Origin of the sequence: Chitinimonas lacunae (assembly GCF_042650885.1) — a bacterium.
In the GTDB taxonomy this organism is placed as follows: domain Bacteria; phylum Pseudomonadota; class Gammaproteobacteria; order Burkholderiales; family Chitinimonadaceae; genus Chitinimonas_A; species Chitinimonas_A lacunae.
In genome coordinates, this window is the sequence record NZ_JBHSBU010000001.1 from 311,101 (window position 1) to 330,465 (window position 19,365).

Here is a 19,365-nt window from a genome sequence, read left to right on the forward strand (position 1 = left end):
CGATAAGTTAACGACGATTATACCCTGGCTTTGGGCAGCAGGTCGAGCAGTTCGAGCGGCTTCTCGATGCGCAGATCGGCGCCCCAGGTGTCGGGTTGTTCGCTGGCGTCGATATAGCCGTAGGCCGCCAGCACCGTGGTCATCCCGACGGCTCGGCCGGCGGCGATGTCGCGTTCGGCGTCGCCGACATACCAGCAAGTGGCCGGGTCAACCCCCAGGGCTTCGCAGGCATAGCGCATCGGTCGAGGGTCAGGCTTGGCGAAGCCAACGGTATCGCCTGATACCACCACGCCCGGATCGACCGCCAGCCCCAAGGTCGGAACCAGCCGATCGGTAAAGCGCATCGGCTTGTTGGTGATGATGCCCCAGGCGATACCGCGTGCCGTCAACTGGGCCAACAGATCGTTGACCCCATCGAACAGGCAGGTACTGGCACAGAAATGGTCTTCGTAGTGATCGAGAAAACGCTGGCGCAGTGTTTCGAAATCAGGCGCTTCGCGCTCGATGCCAAAACCCAGCCGAATCAAGCCCCGGGCGCCATGGCTGGCGATCGGGCGGATCAGCGAGTGCTCGACCGGCTGTCGTCCTTCTTCTGCCAGCAGATGGTTAAGCGCGGCGCCCAGATCGAGGGCCGTATCGGCCAGGGTGCCGTCGAGATCGAACAAAATAGCGTGCGGCGACATGGTCAGTCCGGTTTGCGATAGGCCGCCAGATAATTGACGCTGGCGTCGTCGTTAAGGAAATAGCGCTGGCCCAATACCGAATAGCCCATGCCTTTGAGCTCCACCAGTTCCAGCCCGGCAGTGCGCGCCATCCGCGCCAGCTCAGACGGTTTGATAAAGCGAGCATAGTCATGGGTGCCGCGCGGCAGCAGGCCAAGCAGGTACTCGGCTCCCAATACCGCCTGTACATAGGCTTTGGGATTACGGTTGATCGTGGAAAAGAACACCCAGCCCCCAGGCTTGACCAATGTTGCGCAGGCAGCCACCACACTCGCGGGTTCGGGCACATGCTCCAGCATTTCCATGCAGGTCACGACTTCGAAACCGCCCGGATGCTCGGCGGCCAGCGCTTCGACCGCGATGCAGCGGTAATCGACCTTATGGCCCGATTCGTACAGATGGAGCTTGGCCACCTTGAGCGATTTCTCGGCCAGGTCGATCCCGGTCACCTGGGCACCGATCGCGGCCATCGACTCGCTGAGAATGCCACCACCGCAGCCGACATCGACCACCCGCCGGCCGGTCAGGTCGGCATGGCCGTCGATAAAGCCGAGTCGCAGCGGATTGATATCGTGCAGCGGCTTGAATTCGCTTTCGCGGTCCCACCATTTGTGGGCCAGTTCGCCAAACTTGGCCAGTTCGGCGGGATCGACATTGAGTTCGGGTTGCTGGGTCATGCTGATCAGGCTCCGGTGTGGCGGTCGGCCAGCACGCGGTCGCGCCACCAGCCGGCCTTGGCCTTGAGTTGTTGCGGATCGAGCGTGGTATGGCGGCCCTGTTCGAGCACCTGGCGGCCATCCACCCATACATCGCTGACCTGTTCGCGCCCGGCTGCGTAGACCAGATGGGAGATCGGGTCGTAGCAAGGCTGGGTGGCCAGGTCGGATAGATCAACCGCCAACAAATCGGCGCGTTTGCCGACTTCCAGACTGCCGATCTCGGCCGCCATCCCCAGCGCCTCGGCGCCGCCCAGCGTTGCCATGCGCAATGCTTCCGTGGCGGGAATCGCACGCGGGTCGGCCGCCTGCACCTTGGGCAGCAAGGCCGCCAGCCGGGTTTCGGCCAGCATATCGAGTTTGTTGTTACTGGCGGCACCGTCGGTACCGATACCCACGGCCACGCCTGCCTGGCGCAGATCGTGGATACGGGCGAGACCGGAAGCGAGCTTGAGGTTGGAGGACGGATTATGGGCAACGCCGACACGATGGCGCGCCAGCAGCGCGATTTCGGCGTCGTCGAGATGGACGCAATGCGCGGCGATCAAGGGCATGTCGAGCAGGCCCAGACTGGCCAGGCGAGCCAGCGGCCGCACACCGTGTTCCCTGAGGCTGCCTTCGACTTCCTCGCGGGTTTCATGGATATGGCAGTGGATGGCGCAATCAAGCTGTCCTGCCAACTGCACCACCCGCCTGAAGGTGGCATCGGACACGGTATAGGGCGCATGCGGCGCCAGGGTGAAGCGCACCAGTTGCTCGCCTTGGAAACGCGCATGAGCCGCCAGGGCCCGTTCGATATAGGCGTCGGCGTCGGCCGCGTAAGGCGTGGGGAATTCGAGAATCGAGCAGCCCACCACGGTGCGCATCTGCGCCGTCAGGCCGGCACGGGCCACGGCTTCGTGGTGGAAGTACATATCGTTGATGGTGGTGGTGCCGCAGCGCAGCATTTCTGCCATGGCCAGCAGGCTGCCGTCGTAGACGAACTCATCGCTGACATGGCGTTTCTCGGCCGGCCAGATATGGTGGTTCAGCCAGTCCATCAAGGCCAGATCGTCAGCCAGACCACGCAAGAGGGTCATGGCCGAGTGGCCGTGCAGATTGACCAGGCCCGGCAGCAGCACATGCTCGGGCAGGTCACGGTGAGACAGGTGGGCATAGCGGAGACGCGCGTCAGCGCTGGGTAAAACGGCGGCGATACGGCCGTTTTCCACCACCAGGGCATGCTGTTCGAGCACGCCGGCCGGGGCGACTGGGACCAGCCAGCGCGGATGCAGGCAAAAACTCACGGACATAGGCGTCTCTTGTCAGGCAAAGGAGCGATTTTACCCCGGCGCTGCCGCCTGGCGGTGCTTTAGGCTGGGCTTTTTTCTGGCGAACAAGTGATGGAGAACGCAGTGAAGGCGAGCGAATGCTGCGGAGCAACAATCATCGTGCCGAGAGGGTTTGTAAAAAATTCAAAGATTTTATAAAAAATAATGAAAATAAGATGCAAGGTAAAATGGGATGTTAATTATGAAAACGATGTTTTATGACAAAATCGGACAAATGTTTTTCTGGCTGGTCGGCTAGTGGACAGCTTTCGGTATTATTGCCATCTTAAGGGGAATCCCGTATCGTGCCGCCCCGTAAGCACATTGCAATCCCAAAAATAGTTTGTCGATGTCCGCCGCTGTTCGCAGCAGGAAAACAGGACACGTTCAGGACGAGGAATCATGCTGTCTCTCCCCCCGGTCGCTCCGCGCGGCCTTCGTTGCATGCCTGCTGGCGATGATCCGCCGGCTCCCATCCCGTCCTTGCTGACGCAGCGCCGCATTTTGTAATCCGGCCAGTTCCACCTTCACTACCCCGCCATGCCGGCCTGATTGGCCCTGTTTGACCCCGCTGAAGCAGCCGGGGCGCATTGTTGCTGGGGTATATAGGCACATTATTTTCTTAATTCGCTTTATTGGCTATATGCCTTGAGTGGATTAGGCTTTATTTTTGATTTTATCTTCTCCCGACGATTCGCTCCGGCGAGTTGGGCATCGAATTTATACCAATCAAGCTGCCGATCAATTGCTCGTTCTCCGGTCCGCGATGCGCGGGAGAAGACGCCGGAGTCCGCAAGCAAGGCAGCACTCAGGAGGTTCTAGAACCGATGAAAACTTATCGTCCCACGCTGATCGCCCTTTGCGTCGCCTCGCTCGGCGCTGCCTACGCTGCCCCGGCTTCCGATCTGGACCAGGCCAAGGTGCGCGAATTCCTGGAGCAGTTCCACCGCTCCCCCGCTGCTGTGATGGATCAGCAGCCCGCCAAGACCAACCAGGCAGCAGTTGCCCTGTTCTCGGCTGAAGCGATCAAGAGCAAGCAATACATCGAACAAAAGAACGCCCTGCGCAACTGGATGCTCGGCAACGGCCAGGGCCGTGTCGGCGCCCGTTCGGCAATCCAGACCGGTAACGACAACCCGGCCCGTCTGGTCGACAACGGCAACCAGTTGATCTCCAACATCCACACCATGGACGAGCAGAAGCTCACCAGCGCCAAGCTGAGCGAGCAACCCTGGTCCGACACCTACTGGCCGCTGTACAACGGTTCGCTTGGCAACCGTTACGCCGATTCGCGCCAGTGGAATTACCCGACTGCCAACTGGAAGGACTACTGGACCTTTGCCAACCAGACCCTGCCGGTGAAGAACTACATCGACGCCAACCAGATCAACCTGCTGTCGCCGTCGGAAAAGTACGACCTGCTGGTCGGTGACGACAGCTACGGCCTGACCCTGCAAATGTGGAATTCGGGCAAGGGCTACTTCGACCGCAACGGCAGCGTCGAAGCCTGGATGGGTCTGTGCCACGGCTGGGCGCCGGCTGCCTATGTGCTGCCGCGTCCGAAGAAGTCGATCGAAGTGACCGGCGTCAACGGCCACAAGATCACCTTCTACCCGTCCGACATCAAGGCACTGGGCACCCTGCTGTGGGCCAACGCTTCGCCGTCCGTCCGCTTCGTCGGCGGCCGCTGCAATGTGAAGGATCCGGCCAAGGACACCAACGGCCGCATCACCGACCAGAACTGCTTCGACAACAACCCGGGCAGCTGGCACCAGACCGTGATCAACCAGATCGGCGTGAGCAAGCGTAGCTTCGTGTTCGATGCCACCTACGACTACGAAGTGTGGAACCAGCCGGTGCTGGGCTACAGCTACGTCTACTTCAACCCGGAAACCGGTCAGACCTTCAATACCGCCAAGGAAGCCCTGATCGCCAAGGCTGCCTACACCAAGGACAAGTTCAGCAAGTACCGCAACGCCGCTACCCAGAACATCGTCGGCGTGCGCATGCAACTGAGCTACCTGCTGGAGACCTCGCCCAGCCACGCGACCGAAGACAGCCCGAACCGCGACTACGTGACCCAGACCACCTACACCTACGATCTGGAACTGGACGCCAGCGGCAAGATCATCGGTGGCGAGTGGTACGGCAACCGTCATCCGGACTTCGTCTGGACGCCGGCACCGAATGCCCGCGCGCTGTCCTACTACAACCCGTCGCTGACCTGGACTGCCGGTCAGGCGCTGCCGGCTGGTTATAAGCAGGCCGCCCAGTCGAGCTCGCGTTACTCGCAGCCGGTGACCAATGTGGTGGAACAACTGTTCCGCTGGTCCAGCCAGTAAGCAGGATCCCCCCGGGAGTGTGGCACTCCCAGGGCAGGCGAACGGCGGGTGCCCTCGGCACCCGCCGTTTTCTTTTGCGATTTGGACTGTGGGTGGAGGTTAAAATAAAAAATATTGCAAAATAAATGCAAGTTAAGTGAGGGGTAATAAAAAGAAATAAATATTTTACGCTTCCATTGTATAAGCAAGGAAGGCATGTCCCTATGCGCCGTCACAGCGTCCAGCTTCACCCGATGGACCAAGCGAAATCCTGCTTTGCCAGCACAGCCGGTCCGGCGCTGACCCGGACAGCAAGCGAGCGCCCTCAGTCCCCGGTCGGGCAATAAAAAGCCCAGCCTGATCGGCTGGGCTTGAGAGCGAATAGCCTGGTGTGAGGGCTTGCTGTGGTGTGTCCTTAATGCACGAGTCCGAGCCTGGCTGCCAGCATCGCCGCCTGGCGCGCGTTACCGACGCCCAGGGCATGGGCGGCTGCACTGGTGATCCGGTCGACGGCCACATCGGACAGCCCCAGCAGATCGGCGACTTCGCCCGAGTGGTGGCCGTCGAGGGTATAGCCCAGGGCGGCACGCTGCTGGGAGGTCAGTTGGCGTTCGACATCGAGCCGCTCGTCGAGCAGGGCAGTCAGGGTGGCGCTGATCAGGTCGGAGGCAAGGCCAAGCCGGGCGACCTGATTGGGCAGTTCGGTCGGGTTCAGGGCACGGTCGCTGCAAAACGACAGCGCGATACGGCGGCCGTCCGGATACCAGTGCGCCATATCGATGCCCGAATGGAAACCATGAAAGCGGGCGGCTTCGTAAAAGCCGCTCATATTGGCCTGTTCATAGATCCGGTGGTCCCAGGCAAAGGGCAGGGGGCAGGCATGGATGCGGGCCAGCACCGGATCGTTGGCGGCGTCCTCGGGCAGATTGGCCAGCCAGTCGGATGGATAGTTATGAATATGGGTCTCGGCGCGGCCGCCCTGGCTTGGTCGGCTATAGAACACCCCAGCCCGTTCGAAACCGAGGGCGGCGCCGATTCGCAGCAGTGCTTGTTTCAGCTCCGGAATGTCTTTCACTTCGCATAACGAAGTCAAAAGCGTGTACATAGTTCCCCCCACACGCGATGCTTATGTGCCCGGCACCGGCCCGGGTGCCAAATCCTCGATACCGCAATGGGCCTTTTTCGGGACTGGCGGAGGAACGACCGGCTGACCCGTCACCACCTTGTTCGCTGAACAAAGGCCACCTGCCACGTTATCGAGTTGTTCAGCAGTCAGTTCGCGCGGACTGTTTGTTGTCAAGTCGGCTTGCGTCATGGGATTACCTCCAAATGTGAATCGCCCGGGGTGGTCTGCCCGGGCGCAGCGTTCGCGATCGAAACGATCTGGGCCAGCGTCAGCAGCGCGGCCGCTACCGTGCGCGGGCAGCCATAATAGCCCATCGAATAAGCCACCCTTTCCAGCACATGCTGTGGCCGCACCGGCATCAGCGCACTCATCGACACCACCCGTACCGGCCGCCCGATCGCATGGCGGATCGGGGCATCGATCGACAGCGAACTGGCGCTGGCCGGGCCATCGTCGATCAGCAGCACATCGGGCGGATTGCGCCGGCCGGTATCGATGGCGGCACCGATATCGCCGAGGATCTCGGCCGAATAGCCATGCTGCTGGAGCGCCTGGCGCAGCTCGGCTGCCATGGTGGGATCGGGGCTATAGCCCAGGATCTTGATATGCGAGCGTGGCAGGGGCGTCGGCTCGACCAGCTCGATATGGAGCAGACGCAATGGGCGGCCATCCACCTTGTCGAGCAGCCGGGCAGCGATCCAGGTTTCGTCGAGATTGCGCAGCACGAAGCTGTCGCCCAGCATCGGCGGCATGGCGTGGCGATCGGCCACCACCCAGCACGGATAGGCCACGTTCTCCAGGATGATCGCAGCCTTGGTGCAGAACGCGGTGAACGGGATACGCTCGGCACCGATCAGCATGCCCAGCGGCACGCCCAGACCATCGGCGATCCGCTGTAGGGTATTGACGCTGTCAGCGCCATCGCTCAGCAGACCCTGGGCCGTTCCCGGGCTACAGTCGAGCAGCTTGACCAGCATATCGGGCCACTGATCCGAATCGGGTTCGACGCTGGCCAGGGCGACTTCGAGGCGGGATAGTGTTCTAGGGGTATCCATCGCGAGAGAGAAGGTGGAATCGAGCCCGAATCGTGGCAAATATCGTTTTTTCACGTCTAGCTGATAGGCCTATCAGGCCCGGCTGCGCTTGAGGCTGGCGACGTCGATTTATCCTCGCAATGGAGGATTGCGTTTCCTGCTAATAAATAGAAATATTAGGGATAAGTGATTGTATTGTAAGATGCTTCGCACACGTCCCATGCCCAGCCGCCCCAGGCGGTTGGACAGTGGGACGACTGTGCTGCCGTATCAACAATATTCAAATAAAAAGAAAATCTGCCCCAGATAAATCGTCGCCCGGCGCGGAGACGGTAATTTTTACGCTTTATGCTGGTTCGATCCGTCCCATCGCTTGCGCTGGGGTCATGGAGGGTGGCTGGATGGCTTGGTTGCAGGCGTTGATGATGCTGGCGGTGGCGACGCTGGGGCTGGCCCATGCAGCAGGTGGGGCACGCGAGCTGAGTTACCGTTTCCGTTTCCATCCCCAGCAGTCGCGGATCGATGTCGAATTGCGCTTTCAGGGCGACAGCGACGGCCGTACCGTGATCAGTGTGCCGCAGCGCTGGGCCGGCGCAGACGACCTCGACCGGGGCATCGAGCGTTTGCAGGTGGTGGGCACCGAGGCGGCGCTGCTGCCGAGCAGCCATAGCGACGAGCGCGTACTGCGCCACCCTCCTAATGCTCCTATCACCCTGCGCTATAGCCTGCGTCAGATCAATAGCGGGCCCTTGCATGCCCAGCATTTCTATTCGCCACTGCTGCTGGCCGACTATTTCCATTTCGTCGGCCATGCCGGTCTCGTGCTGCCCGACTGGAGCGGCAGCCATCCGATCGATGTCAGCCTCGACTGGCAAGGGATAGGCGGCGAGACGGTGGCCAACAGCTTTGGCGTCGGCAGTGCCAGCCAGCGGGTGCGGGTCCGGCTGGCTGAACTGGCTCATGCAGTCTATCTGGGCGGGGCGGTGCGGCTGCTGCGGCGCGAGGTCGGCGGGCGGCCGGTCTTCGTGGCGCTGCGTGACCGCTGGGACTTCAGCGACGAGACCTTTGCCGACGAAGTCAGCGATATCATCGCCGTCGAACGCGATTTCTGGCGCGATCACGATTTTCCCCACTATCTGGTGTCGGCGCTGCCGCTCGACAGCCCCGGCACCACCATCGGCTTTGGCCTGACCAATGCCTTTACCGTGGCGCTGTCGCGCCAATTCAGCCCAGCACAGGCCGAGGGCTGGCGCCAGGTGCAGCAACTGCTGGCCCATGAACACCAACATAACTGGACGCCTGGCCGGCTCGGCGTCAAACCGGCGCGCGAGCTGCGTTTCTACTGGTTCACCGAAGGGTTTACCGACTACTACACCTGGCTGTTGCTGCTGCGGGCGGGCAAGGTCGATCTCGAAGCCTATGTGGCTGAGGTCAACCGCAATCTGCGCACCTATTACGGCTCGGCCGCGCTTTACGCCGACAACGACCAGGTGGAGCGCGAATTCTTCACCGACTATTCAGTCCAGCGCTTGCCCTACCGCCGTGGCGAGCTGCTGGCGCAGCGCTGGAATGCCGAGATTCGGGCTGCCAGCAAGGGCCAGCAGTCGCTCGACGATGTGATGCATGCCCTGCTGGCGACCCGTGGCGATGGCCGACGCGAGCTTAGTCCGATTCTGGTGGCCAATTTCCTGCGCCGGGCCGGGGTGGCCAACCCCAGTGCCGATATCAACCGCCATATCGAGCTGGGCGAGCCGGTCCTGCCGCGCGGCGACGAGCTGGGGCCATGCGTGCGGGTCGAGTGGGTGCCCCGGGTGCGCTATAGCCTGGGTTTCGACCTGGAAGCAACCAAGGCCAATCAGCGGATGACCGGCGTGGTCGCCGACGGGCCCGCTGGCCGGGCCGGGGTGCGCGAAGGCGAACCCTTGCTCGATGGCAGCTTTGGTGTGTCCGACCCCGAGTGGGAAGTCCATCTGCAACTACTGCGCAACGGCGGCAGCGAAGAAGTGAGCTATCTGCCGCAGATCGAGGAGGCCGAGCAGATGGCGCAATACCGGGTCGATGGCGAAGCACTGGCCCGCTCGCCCGACTCCTGTTACGCCTGGTTCGGCGCCCGTCCGCCACAGCCGGGTGGCACTGAGCGATAATGCCGCTTCCGCACTTTTCCTTTCAGCGACCATGAACAAGGCGTTTACCCGCGAATCCGACCAGGACGAGGACGACGTCCTGCCCGAGCATCTGCAATTACCGAAAAGCACCCGCAACTACCTGACGCCCAAAGGCTGGGAGCGGATGCGTACCGAGCTGCACCAACTGGTGACCAAGGAGCGGCCGGCGCTGACCCAGGTGATCAACTGGGCCGCCAGCAACGGCGACCGGTCCGAGAACGGTGACTATATCTACGGCAAGCGTCGGCTGCGCGAGATCGACCGGCGCATCCGCTTTCTGACCAAACGGCTCGAAATCGCCGAAGTGGTCGATCCGGAAACCCGCGAGCCGACCGATCAGGTGTTTTTCAGCGCGACCGTCACCATCGCCCGCGAGGACGGCAGCGAACAGACCGTCAGTATCGTCGGCGTCGATGAGCTAGACCCCGACAAGGGCTATATCTCGTGGATTTCCCCGCTGGCCCGCACGCTGCTCAAGGCACGCGAAGGCGATACCGTGGTGCTGCGCGGGCCGCGCGGCGACGAGGAGATCGAGATTCTGGCCGTGCGTTATCAGGCGCTGGATTAAGGTGGTGCCGCAACTATAGTGGTGTCGTGGACGGGACCAACCGGTCCGGGGACCAGATATGCGTAAGGGATGGTGGGGACTGCTGCTGGCGCTGGCCTTGCCGGTCGGGGCGGCGCTGACCGAGGTACCGGTGGCCACCGGTGAATGGGCGCCGTTTGTGGTGCAAGGTTCCCCACCAGGCGGTGCGTTCGTCGAAATCGTGCGCGCAACCTTTCGCGAAGCGGGGCTTGAGCCGCGGTTCCAGTTCCTCAGTTGGCCGCTGTGCGAAGCGCTGGTCGAAAAAGGCCAGATTTTCGCGGCATTTCCCTATATCAAGACTCCCGAGCGCTTGCAGCGTTTCGATTACAGCGCGAGTCTGGCCGAGACGCAGAGCGTATTGTTCTACCGCAAATCCACTTTTCCGCAGGGTCTGGAAATTCGCCGGCTGATCGATCTACAGCCCTATCGGGTTGGCGCCGTTCCGGGTGAGTGGTATGTCGAGCCACTGTTAAGGGCCGAGGTGGCGGTTGACTATTCGAGTACCTATGAGCAGGCCGTGGCCAAACTGCTGGCCGGCCGGCTCGATTTTCTGCCGATGAACGAGTTGCGCGGCTGGTACTACATCCATCAGCGCCATGCCGAGCAGGCTGATCTGATCGCCACCTTGCCCAATCCCCTGGGCGATCAGTTGCGCGGCAATCATCTGATCGTATCGCGCCGCTACCCCGAGTCCGACTCCTTGCGCCGCCGTCTCGATGCCGCGCTTGAGCGGCTCAAGCGCTCGGGCGCCATCGAACGGATCTTGACCGATTACGGCCTGCTGCCCAAAGGTGGCCGCCGGAAGCCGGTCCAGCCCGCCATCGTGCCGGGGCCGCTACGGGCCGATTGACAGCCGTCATGGCATGGCCAGTATCGATCACCTAAAATCGCGCCTCTCAACTCGATAGAGAACGTCAATGCGCCTATCTCGTCGTAGTCTGCTGCTGTGCTGTCTGCTGTGGTCGGGTATCGCCACCGCCGCAGAAACCGTCCGGGTGGCTGTCGCGGCCAACTTCCATCCCACTGCCCAGCAACTGGCCCAGCGTTTCGAAGCGGAACAGGGCATCAAGGTCGAACTCAGCAGTGGCTCGACCGGCAAACTCTACGCCCAGATCAAGCAGGGCGCGCCGTTCGAGTTATTGCTGTCGGCCGATGACGAGACGCCGGAGCGGCTGCTGCGCGAGGGCAATGCCGTCAGTGGTTCGGCCCGTGTCTACGCGGTGGGGCGCCTGGTGCTGTGGAGTGCCAAGCCCGGTCTGGTCGATCCGGCCGGCGAGGTCCTCAAGCGTGGCGCCTTCAACAAGCTGGCGATGGCCAATCCCAAGACGGCGCCGTATGGCGCGGCGGCCGAGGCGGTGCTGGCCGGCATGGGACTGCTCGATGGCTTGCGGCCACGGCTGGTGGTCGGCGAGAACGTGGCGCAGACCCAGCAGTTCATCGCCAGTGGGAATGCCGAACTAGGCTTTATCGCCCGCTCCCAGGTGAGCGCGGGAAGCGGCTCGCTCTGGCTGGTGCCGGCCGAGCGGCATACACCGCTGCGCCAGGCTGCGGTGCTGTTGCGGCCGGGACGCGATAAGGCGGCAGCGCGGCGTTTTCTCGATTATCTGGTGCAGGAGCCGGCTCGGCGGCTGATCGCCGCTGCCGGTTATGATCTGCCGTGACGCCAGCCACTGTCGCGGCGCTCTGGCTGACTTTCAAGTTGGCAGCCACCACCACGCTGCTGCTGTTGCTGCTTGGCACGCCCTTGGCGTGGTGGCTGGCCCGCACCCGTTCCCGCTGGCGGGCGCCGCTGGCGGCCATCGTGGCGCTGCCCCTGGTATTGCCGCCGACGGTGCTTGGTTTCTATCTGTTGCTGGCGCTCGGTCCGCACGGTCCGCTCGGGCGGCTGACCGAGACCTTGGGATTGGGTTTGCTGCCTTTCAGCTTTGCCGGTCTGCTGTTCGCTTCGCTGCTCTATTCGGCGCCTTTTGTGGTGCAACCACTTCAGGCAGGTTTCGAAGCGCTCGACGAGGCAGCGCTCGAAGCCGCCGCGACCCTGCGTGCCGGTCCCTGGGATCGTTTCTTCCATGTGGTATTGCCGCTGTCCAGGCCGGCCCTGGCCGCTGCCAGTGTGATGGGCTTTGCCCATACGGTGGGTGAGTTCGGCGTGGTGCTGATGATAGGCGGCAATATCGCTGGTGAGACCCGGGTATTGTCGGTGCTGCTCTACGACCATGTCGAGGCACTGGAATATGGTGAGGCCCACCGGATTGCCGCCGGCCTGCTCGGTTTTTCCTTCGTGAGCCTGTGGGCTTTGCATGCCGCCCGTCGTCGTGGCAAGGGAGGCTGGCTTGGCCAATGAACTGCGTCTGCGCCTGGCGCTGCGGCGTGGCGACTTCAGTCTGTCGGTCGATCTGACCCTGCCCGGCAGCGGCGTCAGTGCGATCTTCGGGCCTTCGGGCTGCGGCAAGACCAGCCTGTTGCGCGCCATCGCCGGCTTGGAACGCGCCGAGGGCATGATCGAGGTGGATGGCGAATGCTGGCAGAACGGCCGCTATCGGTTGCCCACCCACCAGCGTGCGCTGGGAATGGTGTTCCAGCACAGCGCCTTGCTGCCGCATCTCGATGTCGAAGGCAATCTGCGCTTTGGCTGGCGCCGTGCCGGGGGCGATCCTGAGCTGCTGCAACGCTGGATCGACCGGCTCGACCTGGGGCCGCTGCTGCTGCGCCGGGTGCAGAGCCTGTCGGGCGGCGAGCGCCAGCGTGTCGGGCTGGCCCGCGCCCTGGTGACGGCGCCCCGGCTGCTGTTGCTCGATGAGCCACTATCGGCACTCGATGGCCAGCGCCGGGCGGAAATCCTGCCCTATCTGGCCCGTTTGCGTCATGAGGCCGGGATGCCGATTCTGCTGGTCAGCCACGCGGCCGATGAGGTGGCGCGTCTGGCCGACTATCTGGTGCTGCTGCGCGAAGGCCGGGTGGTCGCTGACGGCCCGGCCCTGCAACTGCTGCAACGCGACGATCTGCCGCTGGCGCTCGAAGACGATGCGGCGGCCGTGCTCGAAGGCACCATCCAGGGCCGAGGCCCCGATGGGCTCTACAGCGTGCAGGTCGGCCCGGCCCAATTCCATACCTATGGCGCCTCTGGCCATACGGCAGGGGAGACGGTACGGTTACGCATTCCAGCACGCGAGGTCAGTCTGACCCTGTCCTGCCACCAGGACAGCAGTATTCTCAATATCGTGCCGGTGCGCCTCCAGACCCTGCGTGGTTTGGCTGATCCGGGTCAGGTCCAGGCCACGTTGGCATTGGGTGAACAGACCTTGTTCGCCCGCGTCTCCACCCGCTCGGCCGCCCGGCTCGGCCTGCACGAGGGGATGATGCTGTGGGCGCAGATCAAGGCTGTCGCCGTGCTGGTATAGCGCTTTGCTTAAGGAGAAAACCATGCGTCTGTTGATCGCCCTGCTGTTGCCCTGGCTGCTGTTCTTCACCATCGGCCGGCCGCTGATCGGCGTTATCTGCCTGATCTTGCAGCTCACCTTGCTGGGCTGGCTGCCCGCTGCCATCTGGGCGGTGTACGCGCTGAGCCAATACAACACCGACAAGAAGATCGAACAGGCGCTGGGGCCGCAGCACAAGTCCTGATGGCGTGGTCTGGACGGCCCCTTCCCATCGCCATCCGTCAGGTCCCGCCCAAACCGATCCCGGGTATCCGTTCGCTAGAGCAATTCCAGCCAATTCGGAGTCAGCGTGTCGAGTCCACAAAGCGCAGGCGTGCAGCGCTCAACCAGACTTGCTGCGACTCCGATCTCAGTGGAAATGTTCTGGTTCCCGAGCTGGACCGATTGAGCAGGGACGCGAAAGCCTGTAGGCGGATATTTTTATTATCATTTTCTTATCCGCGACTACTCTGGCAGCCAACTTGCAGAAAAATTTTCATTAAAAGAAAACGGCCGCCGCACCTGTCGAGGGTGCGGCGGCCGTTGTCTTGATGGTGCTTCAGGCCGTGGTTGGTGCGGCCAATCCCTTGGGCAGCGAGAAGACGATGCCTTCGGGCGTGCCTTCCATTTCGCGCACCGACTTGGCGCCATAGGACTGGATGCGCTGGATCACCTCGATCACCAGCACTTCGGGCGCCGAGGCGCCGGCGGTGACACCGATCTGCGATTTGCCGTCGAACCAGGCCGCTTCGAGCTCGTCGGCGTTATCGACCAGATAGGCCGGAATGCCCAGATTCTGGGCCACTTCGCGCAGACGGTTGGAGTTGGAGCTGTTGCGCGAGCCCACCACCACCATCACTTCGGTTTCGCGCGACAACTTTTTGACGGCGTCCTGGCGGTTCTGGGTAGCGTAGCAGATATCGTCCTTCTTCGGCCCGACGATGGTGGGAAAGCGTGCCTTGAGGGCTGCCACGATCACGCCGGCGTCATCGACGCTCAAGGTGGTCTGGGTCACATAGGCGAGCCGCTCGGGGTCGTGGACCTGGAGCTGGGCGACATCGTCAGTGGTCTCGACCAGATACATTCCGCCCTGGCTCTGGCCCATGGTGCCTTCGACCTCGGGATGGCCCTTGTGGCCGATCATCACGATTTCAAAGCCCTGCTCGTGGAGCTTGCGCACCTCGACATGGACCTTGGTCACCAGCGGGCAGGTGGCATCGAACACCTTGAGGCCACGCGCTTCGGCTTCCTGGCGCACCGCCTGCGGCACGCCATGGGCCGAGAAGATCAGCGTGGCGCCGGCCGGCACCTCGTCGAGCTGCTCGATGAAGATGGCGCCTTTCTGCTTGAGGTTTTCCACCACGAACTTGTTGTGCACCACCTCGTGGCGCACATAGATCGGCGCGCCGAACTGTGCCAGCGCCCGCTCGACGATCGAAATGGCCCGATCGACGCCAGCACAGAAACCACGCGGATTGGCCAGGATGATTTGCTTATTCATGGTCGGGTCTCCGCGCCGGCCTTGACCGGCGGTTTGATAAAGCTGTCGAGCACCATCAGCGCCGCACCCAGCACGATGGCCGTATCGGCCAGATTGAAGGCTGGCCAATGATGGGCGCCCAGATAGAAATCGAGGAAATCGATCACATAGCCATACAGGCTGCGGTCGATCACATTGCCCAGTGCCCCGCCGAGAATCAGCGCCAGCGACCAGCAAAGGCGCTTCTCCTGCCAATGGCGCAGCAGCATGCGGGAAATCACGATCGATACCACGATCCCCAGTCCACTGAAGAAATAACGCTGCCAGCCGCCGGCATCGGCCAGAAAGCTGAAGGCCGCCCCGGTGTTGTGGACCAGCACCAGATTGAAGAACGGCAGCAGCGGAATCACCTGGCCGTAGTGGAGTGAATTCACCACCGCGATCTTGCTGGCCTGGTCAAGCAGCAATACCAGTGCCGCGATCACGAACCATTGACGTGCCCCGCTCAACATGGCCGGACTCCTTCAGCCGGACGCAGATCAGGCATGACGACGCTCCTCGCCCTGACCGAACAGATTGGCCACGCAGCGGCCGCACAGCGTCGGATGCTCGCTGTGGCGGCCGACTTCGGCGCGGTAGTGCCAGCAGCGCTCGCACTTGCTGTAGCGCGACGGCTTGACCTCGATCTTGGTGGCGGCGGCTGCGCTGACCTGGACGTCCGACACGATCAGCACGAATTTCAGATCGTCACCGAGCGCTTCGAGCAGCGGCTTGAGCGCGGGTTCGGCCTCGATGCGCAATTCGGCCTGCAGGCTCGAACCGATGGCGCCGCTTTCGCGTACCCGTTCGAGTTCCTTCTTGGCCTGGGCCACCAGTTCACGCAGCACCTGCCAGTCGGCTTCGAGCTGCTCGGCGTCGGCGGCCTGCGGCAGCTCGTGCCAGGTATGGAGCAGCGGATGGTCGTCGTCGCAGCCAAGCAGGGTGCTCCACACCTCATCGGCGGTGAAGCTCAGCACCGGCGCCATCAAGAGGGCCAGGGCGCGGGTGATGTGCCATAGTGCGGTCTGGGCCGAACGGCGGGCCAGGCTGTCGGGCGCGGTGGTATAGAGCCGGTCCTTCAGGATATCGAGGTAGAAGCCGCCCAGATCGTCGGCGCAGAAATGGTGCAGCTGCTGCACGGCGGTATGGAAGCTGTAGACCTGGTATTCGGCCGTCACCGCTTCCTGGAAGCGCCGGGTCATGGCCAGCGCATAGCGGTCCAGCGTCAGCATCTGCCCGACCGGTACGGCATCGCGCTCGATCGAGAAATCGGTCAGATTGGCCAGCAGAAAGCGCAAGGTATTGCGGATGCGCCGGTAGGCATCGCTCACCCGCTTCAGGATGGTTTCCGACAGCGACATCTCGCCCGAATAGTCGGTCGAGGCGATCCACAGGCGCAGGATGTCGGCGCCCAGTTTATCCATGATTTCCTGCGGCTCGATGCCGTTGCCCAGCGACTTCGACATCTTGCGGCCCTGCTCGTCGACGGTGAAGCCATGGGTCAGCAGTTGGCCGTAGGGCGCGTAGCCCAGGGTGGCGCAGCCGGTCAGCAGGCTCGACTGGAACCAGCCGCGATGCTGGTCCGAGCCTTCGAGATAGAGGTCGGCCGGATGGGCCAGCTCGGGCCGGCGCTTCAGCACGGCAAAATGGGTCGAGCCCGAGTCGAACCAGACATCGAGCGTATCGTTGAGCTTGACGTAGTCAGCGGCCTCGTCACCCAGCAGTTCGGCGGCGTCGAGACGGAACCAGGCGTTGATGCCTTCCTGTTCGATCCGCTGCGCCACCTGTTCCAGCAGTTCGAGCGAGCGCGGATGGAGTTCACCGCTGACGCGGTGGACAAAGAAGGTCATCGGCGTGCCCCAGTTGCGCTGGCGCGAGACGCACCAGTCGGGCCGGTTGCCGATCATCGCTTCGAGCCGCTGCCGGCCCCAGTCGGGGAAGAACTGGGTGGCGTCGATCGCCTTCATGGCACGTTGCCGCAGCGTGTCACCGGCATGGCCCGGACGGTCCATGGCGATGAACCACTGTGCCGTGGCGCGGAAGATGATCGGGGTCTTGTGACGCCAGCAATGCGGGTAGCTGTGGTCGAGCCGGGCATTGGCCAGCAGCAGGTCGCGGCCGGTCAGGGTCTCGATCACCACCGGGTTGCCTTCCCACACGGTCATGCCTTCGACGAGATCGACGCCCGGTTTGAAGCGGCCGGCGTTGTCGACCGGGTTTTCGTCGGACAGATGGTAGTGCTGACCGACCAGCCAGTCATCCAGACCGTGGGCCGGGGCGGTATGTACCAGGCCCGTGCCGGCGTCGGTGGTGACATGGGTGCCGAGGATCACCGGCGAGATACGGTCGTAGAGCGGGTGGTCGAGTTGCAGATGTTCCAGCTTGGCCCCGCTGGTCTGGCCGATCACTTCGACCGATTCAAAGCCATAGCGGCGGATGGCGGCTTCGGCCAGATCGCGCGCCAGGATCAGCAGACCGCGCGGGGTCTGGATCAGATCGTAGGTGAGTTCGGGGTGGACGCAGACGGCGCGGTTGGCGGGCAGGGTCCACGGGGTGGTGGTCCAGATCACCGCATAGGCCGGCTCGTCGTCGATGCGCACGCCGCCAAAGGCCGCGGCCAGCGCGGCGTTGTCGCGGACGCGGAAGGCCACGTCGATGGCCGGGCTGGTCTTGTCGTAGTACTCGACCTCGGCTTCGGCGAGCGCCGAGCCGCAGTCCACGCACCAATGCACCGGTTTCTGGCCCTGCACCAGAAAGCCCTGTTGATGGATACGGCCCAGGGTGCGGACGATCTCGGCCTCGGTTTCGAAGGCCATGGTCTTGTACGGGGTTTCCCAGTCGCCCAGCACGCCCAGCCGGATAAAGCCCTTCTTCTGCCGCTCGATCTGCAATTCGGCGAACTCACGGCACAGATCGCGCATGAATTCGGCCGGCAGATGGGTGGCCTTGGGGTCGAGCCCATTGGCCTTGCGGTATTCGACCACCTTGGCGTGCAGCGCCGGCACGGCGGCCACGGCGTTCTTGTCGCCCTTGATCAGTTTCTCGATCTGGTGCTCGATCGGCAGGCCGTGGCAGTCCCAGCCGGGCACATAGGGCGCGTCGAAACCGGCCAGGGTCTTCGATTTGACCACGATGTCCTTGAGGATCTTGTTGACGGCGTGGCCAAGGTGGATATCGCCGTTGGCATAGGGCGGGCCGTCGTGCAGCACGAACTTGGGCCGGCCGGCGCTGGCGGCACGCACGCGCTGATACAGCTTCTGCGCCTGCCAGCGGGCCAGGAAGGCCGGCTCGCGTCGGGCCAGATCACCACGCATCGGGAACGGCGTATCGAGCAGGTTGACGGGGTACTTGGACTGGTCTTTGTTCTGGTCGGACATGATCGTGAGTTTTCCGAAATTTTTCTGCCGGGCTGGTGCTAATACCAGTGCGGTAAGTAATCGATAAGTATGTAAATCGGCCTAAACGGCCCCCCCGCCCGGCTCACGGACGGGGGATGCTAATTCGGGCGTCGAAATAAGCGCGCGCTTGGGCGACATCACGGCCTATCTGGGCGGTGAGGCTGGCGAGATCGGGGTATTTCTCCTCGTCGCGCAGCCGGGCCAGGAAATCGACGCGCAGATGGGCGCCGTAGATCGACTGGTCGAAGTCGAGCAGATGGACTTCGAGCTTCATGGTTCCCGAATCATCGACCGTCGGGCGGGCGCCGAGGCTGGCGGCGCCCGCCAGAGGGCGGCCGAGGCCGTGCACTTCGACCACGAAGATGCCGGTCAGCGGCGGACGGTTGTGTTTGACCTGGATATTGGCAGTGGGAAAGCCGATGGTGCGGCCGAGCTTGGCGCCATGGACCACCCGGCCGGAAATGCTGTAGGGCCGGCCCAGCAGGGCAGCGGCACGGTCGAGCTGGCCGGCGGCCAGCGCCTGGCGCACGGCGGTGCTGGAAATCCGCTCGCCGTCGCAACTGATTTCATGGAGCACTTCGGCGCTGAAGCCGTACTGCTCGCCCAGTTGGGCCAACAGGGCAAAGTCGCCGCTGCGGCCGCGGCCGAAACGGAAATCATCGCCGACCAGCACATGGCGCGCATTGATCTGGCGCGCCAGCACGTCGGCGGCAAAGGCTTCGCTGTCGAGGGCGGCGAAGCGGCGGGTGAAATGGCACAGATAGACCCGGTCTATGCCGGCATCGCGCAGCAGTTCGAGCTTTTCGCGCAGGCTGGTGAGGCGGGTGGGCGCGGCGGCCGGGTTGAACAGCTCGCGCGGGTGCGGTTCGAAAGTGAGGACGGCGGCGGGCAGCCCGCGTTGCGCGGCCTGGTCGCACAGCCTTTGCAGCATGGCGCGGTGGCCACGGTGCAGACCGTCGAAATTGCCGATGGTGAGAGCGCACGGCCCGCTCGGGCGGAACGGGACGCCACGGAATACCTGCATGAAGGAACTCGAAGACTCGACGGGAAGA

At 63.1% G+C, this 19,365-nt stretch carries 18 protein-coding genes; 8 read left to right on the forward strand and 10 right to left on the reverse strand.

The annotated features are described in order from the left end of the window. Positions 1–17 precede the first annotated feature (17 nt). The 3 genes from ACFOW7_RS01345 to ACFOW7_RS01355 are packed head-to-tail and all read right to left on the reverse strand — an operon-like array spanning position 18 to position 2,730. The gene (locus ACFOW7_RS01345) at positions 18–683 is read right to left on the reverse strand and encodes an HAD family hydrolase (RefSeq protein WP_378160199.1); all 666 of its coding nucleotides are present in this window, start codon (positions 681–683) and stop codon (positions 18–20) included. Positions 684–685: 2 nt separating this feature from the next. Beyond that, entirely contained in the window at positions 686–1,399 is a 714-nt protein-coding gene (gene ubiG, locus ACFOW7_RS01350) for a bifunctional 2-polyprenyl-6-hydroxyphenol methylase/3-demethylubiquinol 3-O-methyltransferase UbiG (protein WP_378160201.1), read from the reverse strand. A 5-nt stretch (positions 1,400–1,404) separates the two neighbouring features. Beyond that, the gene (locus tag ACFOW7_RS01355) at positions 1,405–2,730 is read right to left on the reverse strand and encodes a TRZ/ATZ family hydrolase (protein WP_378160203.1); all 1,326 of its coding nucleotides are present in this window, start codon (positions 2,728–2,730) and stop codon (positions 1,405–1,407) included. An 845-nt stretch (positions 2,731–3,575) separates the two neighbouring features. Here ACFOW7_RS01355 and ACFOW7_RS01360 point away from each other — a divergent pair. Then, complete coding sequence (locus ACFOW7_RS01360; protein ID WP_378160205.1) at positions 3,576–5,090, forward strand: hypothetical protein; 1,515 nt, start codon at positions 3,576–3,578, stop codon at positions 5,088–5,090. A 394-nt stretch (positions 5,091–5,484) separates the two neighbouring features. Here the strand turns inward: ACFOW7_RS01360 and ACFOW7_RS01365 are convergent, their stop codons facing one another. Genes ACFOW7_RS01365 through ACFOW7_RS01375 form a run of 3 tightly spaced genes read right to left on the reverse strand, consistent with a single transcriptional unit; the run spans position 5,485 to position 7,250 of the window. Then, positions 5,485–6,174 (reverse strand): autoinducer binding domain-containing protein, encoded by a 690-nt coding sequence (locus ACFOW7_RS01365; RefSeq protein ID WP_378160207.1) that lies wholly within the window; start codon positions 6,172–6,174, stop codon positions 5,485–5,487. Between the two features lie 21 nt (positions 6,175–6,195). Next, positions 6,196–6,384 carry a hypothetical protein gene (locus ACFOW7_RS01370; RefSeq protein ID WP_378160209.1) on the reverse strand — a complete coding sequence of 63 codons (189 nt, stop codon included), beginning with the start codon at positions 6,382–6,384 and terminating at the stop codon, positions 6,196–6,198. Next, positions 6,381–7,250, reverse strand: coding sequence for a hypothetical protein (locus ACFOW7_RS01375; RefSeq protein ID WP_378160211.1), 870 nt, complete (start codon positions 7,248–7,250; stop codon positions 6,381–6,383). The genes ACFOW7_RS01370 and ACFOW7_RS01375 overlap by 4 nt, the downstream gene beginning before the upstream one ends. Positions 7,251–7,630: 380 nt before the next feature. On the opposite strand from ACFOW7_RS01375, the gene ACFOW7_RS01380 reads away from it, so the two are divergent. The 7 genes from ACFOW7_RS01380 (at position 7,631) to ACFOW7_RS01410 (ending at position 13,601) form a co-directional block, all read left to right on the forward strand. Next, a complete protein-coding gene (locus tag ACFOW7_RS01380) occupies positions 7,631–9,373 on the forward strand; it encodes a M61 family metallopeptidase (RefSeq protein WP_378160213.1) in 1,743 nt (580 codons plus the stop codon). Between the two features lie 31 nt (positions 9,374–9,404). After that, a complete protein-coding gene (gene greB, locus ACFOW7_RS01385; RefSeq protein ID WP_378160215.1) occupies positions 9,405–9,962 on the forward strand; it encodes a transcription elongation factor GreB in 558 nt (185 codons plus the stop codon). Positions 9,963–10,020: 58 nt separating this feature from the next. Next, positions 10,021–10,830 carry a substrate-binding periplasmic protein gene (locus ACFOW7_RS01390; protein ID WP_378160217.1) on the forward strand — a complete coding sequence of 270 codons (810 nt, stop codon included), beginning with the start codon at positions 10,021–10,023 and terminating at the stop codon, positions 10,828–10,830. A gap of 67 nt (positions 10,831–10,897) precedes the next feature. Further along, on the forward strand, positions 10,898–11,641 hold the full coding sequence (gene modA / locus ACFOW7_RS01395; protein ID WP_378160219.1) for a molybdate ABC transporter substrate-binding protein: 744 nt from the start codon (positions 10,898–10,900) through the stop codon (positions 11,639–11,641). Beyond that, positions 11,638–12,321: a molybdate ABC transporter permease subunit gene (gene modB / locus ACFOW7_RS01400; RefSeq protein WP_378160221.1), complete on the forward strand. Its 684-nt coding sequence runs from the start codon at positions 11,638–11,640 to the stop codon at positions 12,319–12,321. The genes modA and modB overlap by 4 nt, the downstream gene beginning before the upstream one ends. After that, positions 12,311–13,378: a molybdenum ABC transporter ATP-binding protein gene (gene modC, locus ACFOW7_RS01405; RefSeq protein WP_378160224.1), complete on the forward strand. Its 1,068-nt coding sequence runs from the start codon at positions 12,311–12,313 to the stop codon at positions 13,376–13,378. The genes modB and modC overlap by 11 nt, the downstream gene beginning before the upstream one ends. Positions 13,379–13,400: 22 nt before the next feature. Beyond that, positions 13,401–13,601 carry a YqaE/Pmp3 family membrane protein gene (locus ACFOW7_RS01410; RefSeq protein ID WP_378160227.1) on the forward strand — a complete coding sequence of 67 codons (201 nt, stop codon included), beginning with the start codon at positions 13,401–13,403 and terminating at the stop codon, positions 13,599–13,601. Positions 13,602–13,955: 354 nt separating this feature from the next. On the opposite strand, the gene ispH is transcribed toward ACFOW7_RS01410, so the two are convergent. The 4 genes from ispH to ACFOW7_RS01430 all read right to left on the reverse strand — a co-directional run bounded on the left by ispH (position 13,956) and on the right by ACFOW7_RS01430 (position 19,337). Next, positions 13,956–14,897 carry a 4-hydroxy-3-methylbut-2-enyl diphosphate reductase gene (gene ispH, locus ACFOW7_RS01415; RefSeq protein ID WP_378160229.1) on the reverse strand — a complete coding sequence of 314 codons (942 nt, stop codon included), beginning with the start codon at positions 14,895–14,897 and terminating at the stop codon, positions 13,956–13,958. Beyond that, positions 14,894–15,388: a signal peptidase II gene (lspA, locus tag ACFOW7_RS01420; RefSeq protein WP_378160231.1), complete on the reverse strand. Its 495-nt coding sequence runs from the start codon at positions 15,386–15,388 to the stop codon at positions 14,894–14,896. Before lspA ends, ispH begins: the two co-directional genes overlap by 4 nt. Positions 15,389–15,415: 27 nt before the next feature. Further along, entirely contained in the window at positions 15,416–18,292 is a 2,877-nt protein-coding gene (gene ileS / locus ACFOW7_RS01425; RefSeq protein ID WP_378160234.1) for an isoleucine--tRNA ligase, read from the reverse strand. Positions 18,293–18,395: 103 nt separating this feature from the next. Then, entirely contained in the window at positions 18,396–19,337 is a 942-nt protein-coding gene (locus ACFOW7_RS01430) for a bifunctional riboflavin kinase/FAD synthetase (RefSeq protein ID WP_378160236.1), read from the reverse strand. Positions 19,338–19,365: the final 28 nt, after the last annotated feature.

What these genes read in the sequence shown, in the direction of transcription:
- ACFOW7_RS01345 (WP_378160199.1), bottom strand. Translation starts at nt 683, where the DNA reads ATGTCGCCGCACGCTATTTTGTTCGATCTCGACGGCACCCTGGCCGAT.
- ubiG (WP_378160201.1), bottom strand. Translation starts at nt 1,399, where the DNA reads ATGACCCAGCAACCCGAACTCAATGTCGATCCCGCCGAACTGGCCAAG.
- ACFOW7_RS01355 (WP_378160203.1), bottom strand. Translation starts at nt 2,730, where the DNA reads ATGTCCGTGAGTTTTTGCCTGCATCCGCGCTGGCTGGTCCCAGTCGCC.
- ACFOW7_RS01360 (WP_378160205.1), top strand. Translation starts at nt 3,576, where the DNA reads ATGAAAACTTATCGTCCCACGCTGATCGCCCTTTGCGTCGCCTCGCTC.
- ACFOW7_RS01365 (WP_378160207.1), bottom strand. Translation starts at nt 6,174, where the DNA reads ATGTACACGCTTTTGACTTCGTTATGCGAAGTGAAAGACATTCCGGAG.
- ACFOW7_RS01370 (WP_378160209.1), bottom strand. Translation starts at nt 6,384, where the DNA reads ATGACGCAAGCCGACTTGACAACAAACAGTCCGCGCGAACTGACTGCT.
- ACFOW7_RS01375 (WP_378160211.1), bottom strand. Translation starts at nt 7,250, where the DNA reads ATGGATACCCCTAGAACACTATCCCGCCTCGAAGTCGCCCTGGCCAGC.
- ACFOW7_RS01380 (WP_378160213.1), top strand. Translation starts at nt 7,631, where the DNA reads ATGGCTTGGTTGCAGGCGTTGATGATGCTGGCGGTGGCGACGCTGGGG.
- greB (WP_378160215.1), top strand. Translation starts at nt 9,405, where the DNA reads ATGAACAAGGCGTTTACCCGCGAATCCGACCAGGACGAGGACGACGTC.
- ACFOW7_RS01390 (WP_378160217.1), top strand. Translation starts at nt 10,021, where the DNA reads ATGCGTAAGGGATGGTGGGGACTGCTGCTGGCGCTGGCCTTGCCGGTC.
- modA (WP_378160219.1), top strand. Translation starts at nt 10,898, where the DNA reads ATGCGCCTATCTCGTCGTAGTCTGCTGCTGTGCTGTCTGCTGTGGTCG.
- ACFOW7_RS01410 (WP_378160227.1), top strand. Translation starts at nt 13,401, where the DNA reads ATGCGTCTGTTGATCGCCCTGCTGTTGCCCTGGCTGCTGTTCTTCACC.
- ispH (WP_378160229.1), bottom strand. Translation starts at nt 14,897, where the DNA reads ATGAATAAGCAAATCATCCTGGCCAATCCGCGTGGTTTCTGTGCTGGC.
- lspA (WP_378160231.1), bottom strand. Translation starts at nt 15,388, where the DNA reads ATGTTGAGCGGGGCACGTCAATGGTTCGTGATCGCGGCACTGGTATTG.
- ileS (WP_378160234.1), bottom strand. Translation starts at nt 18,292, where the DNA reads ATGTCCGACCAGAACAAAGACCAGTCCAAGTACCCCGTCAACCTGCTC.
- ACFOW7_RS01430 (WP_378160236.1), bottom strand. Translation starts at nt 19,337, where the DNA reads ATGCAGGTATTCCGTGGCGTCCCGTTCCGCCCGAGCGGGCCGTGCGCT.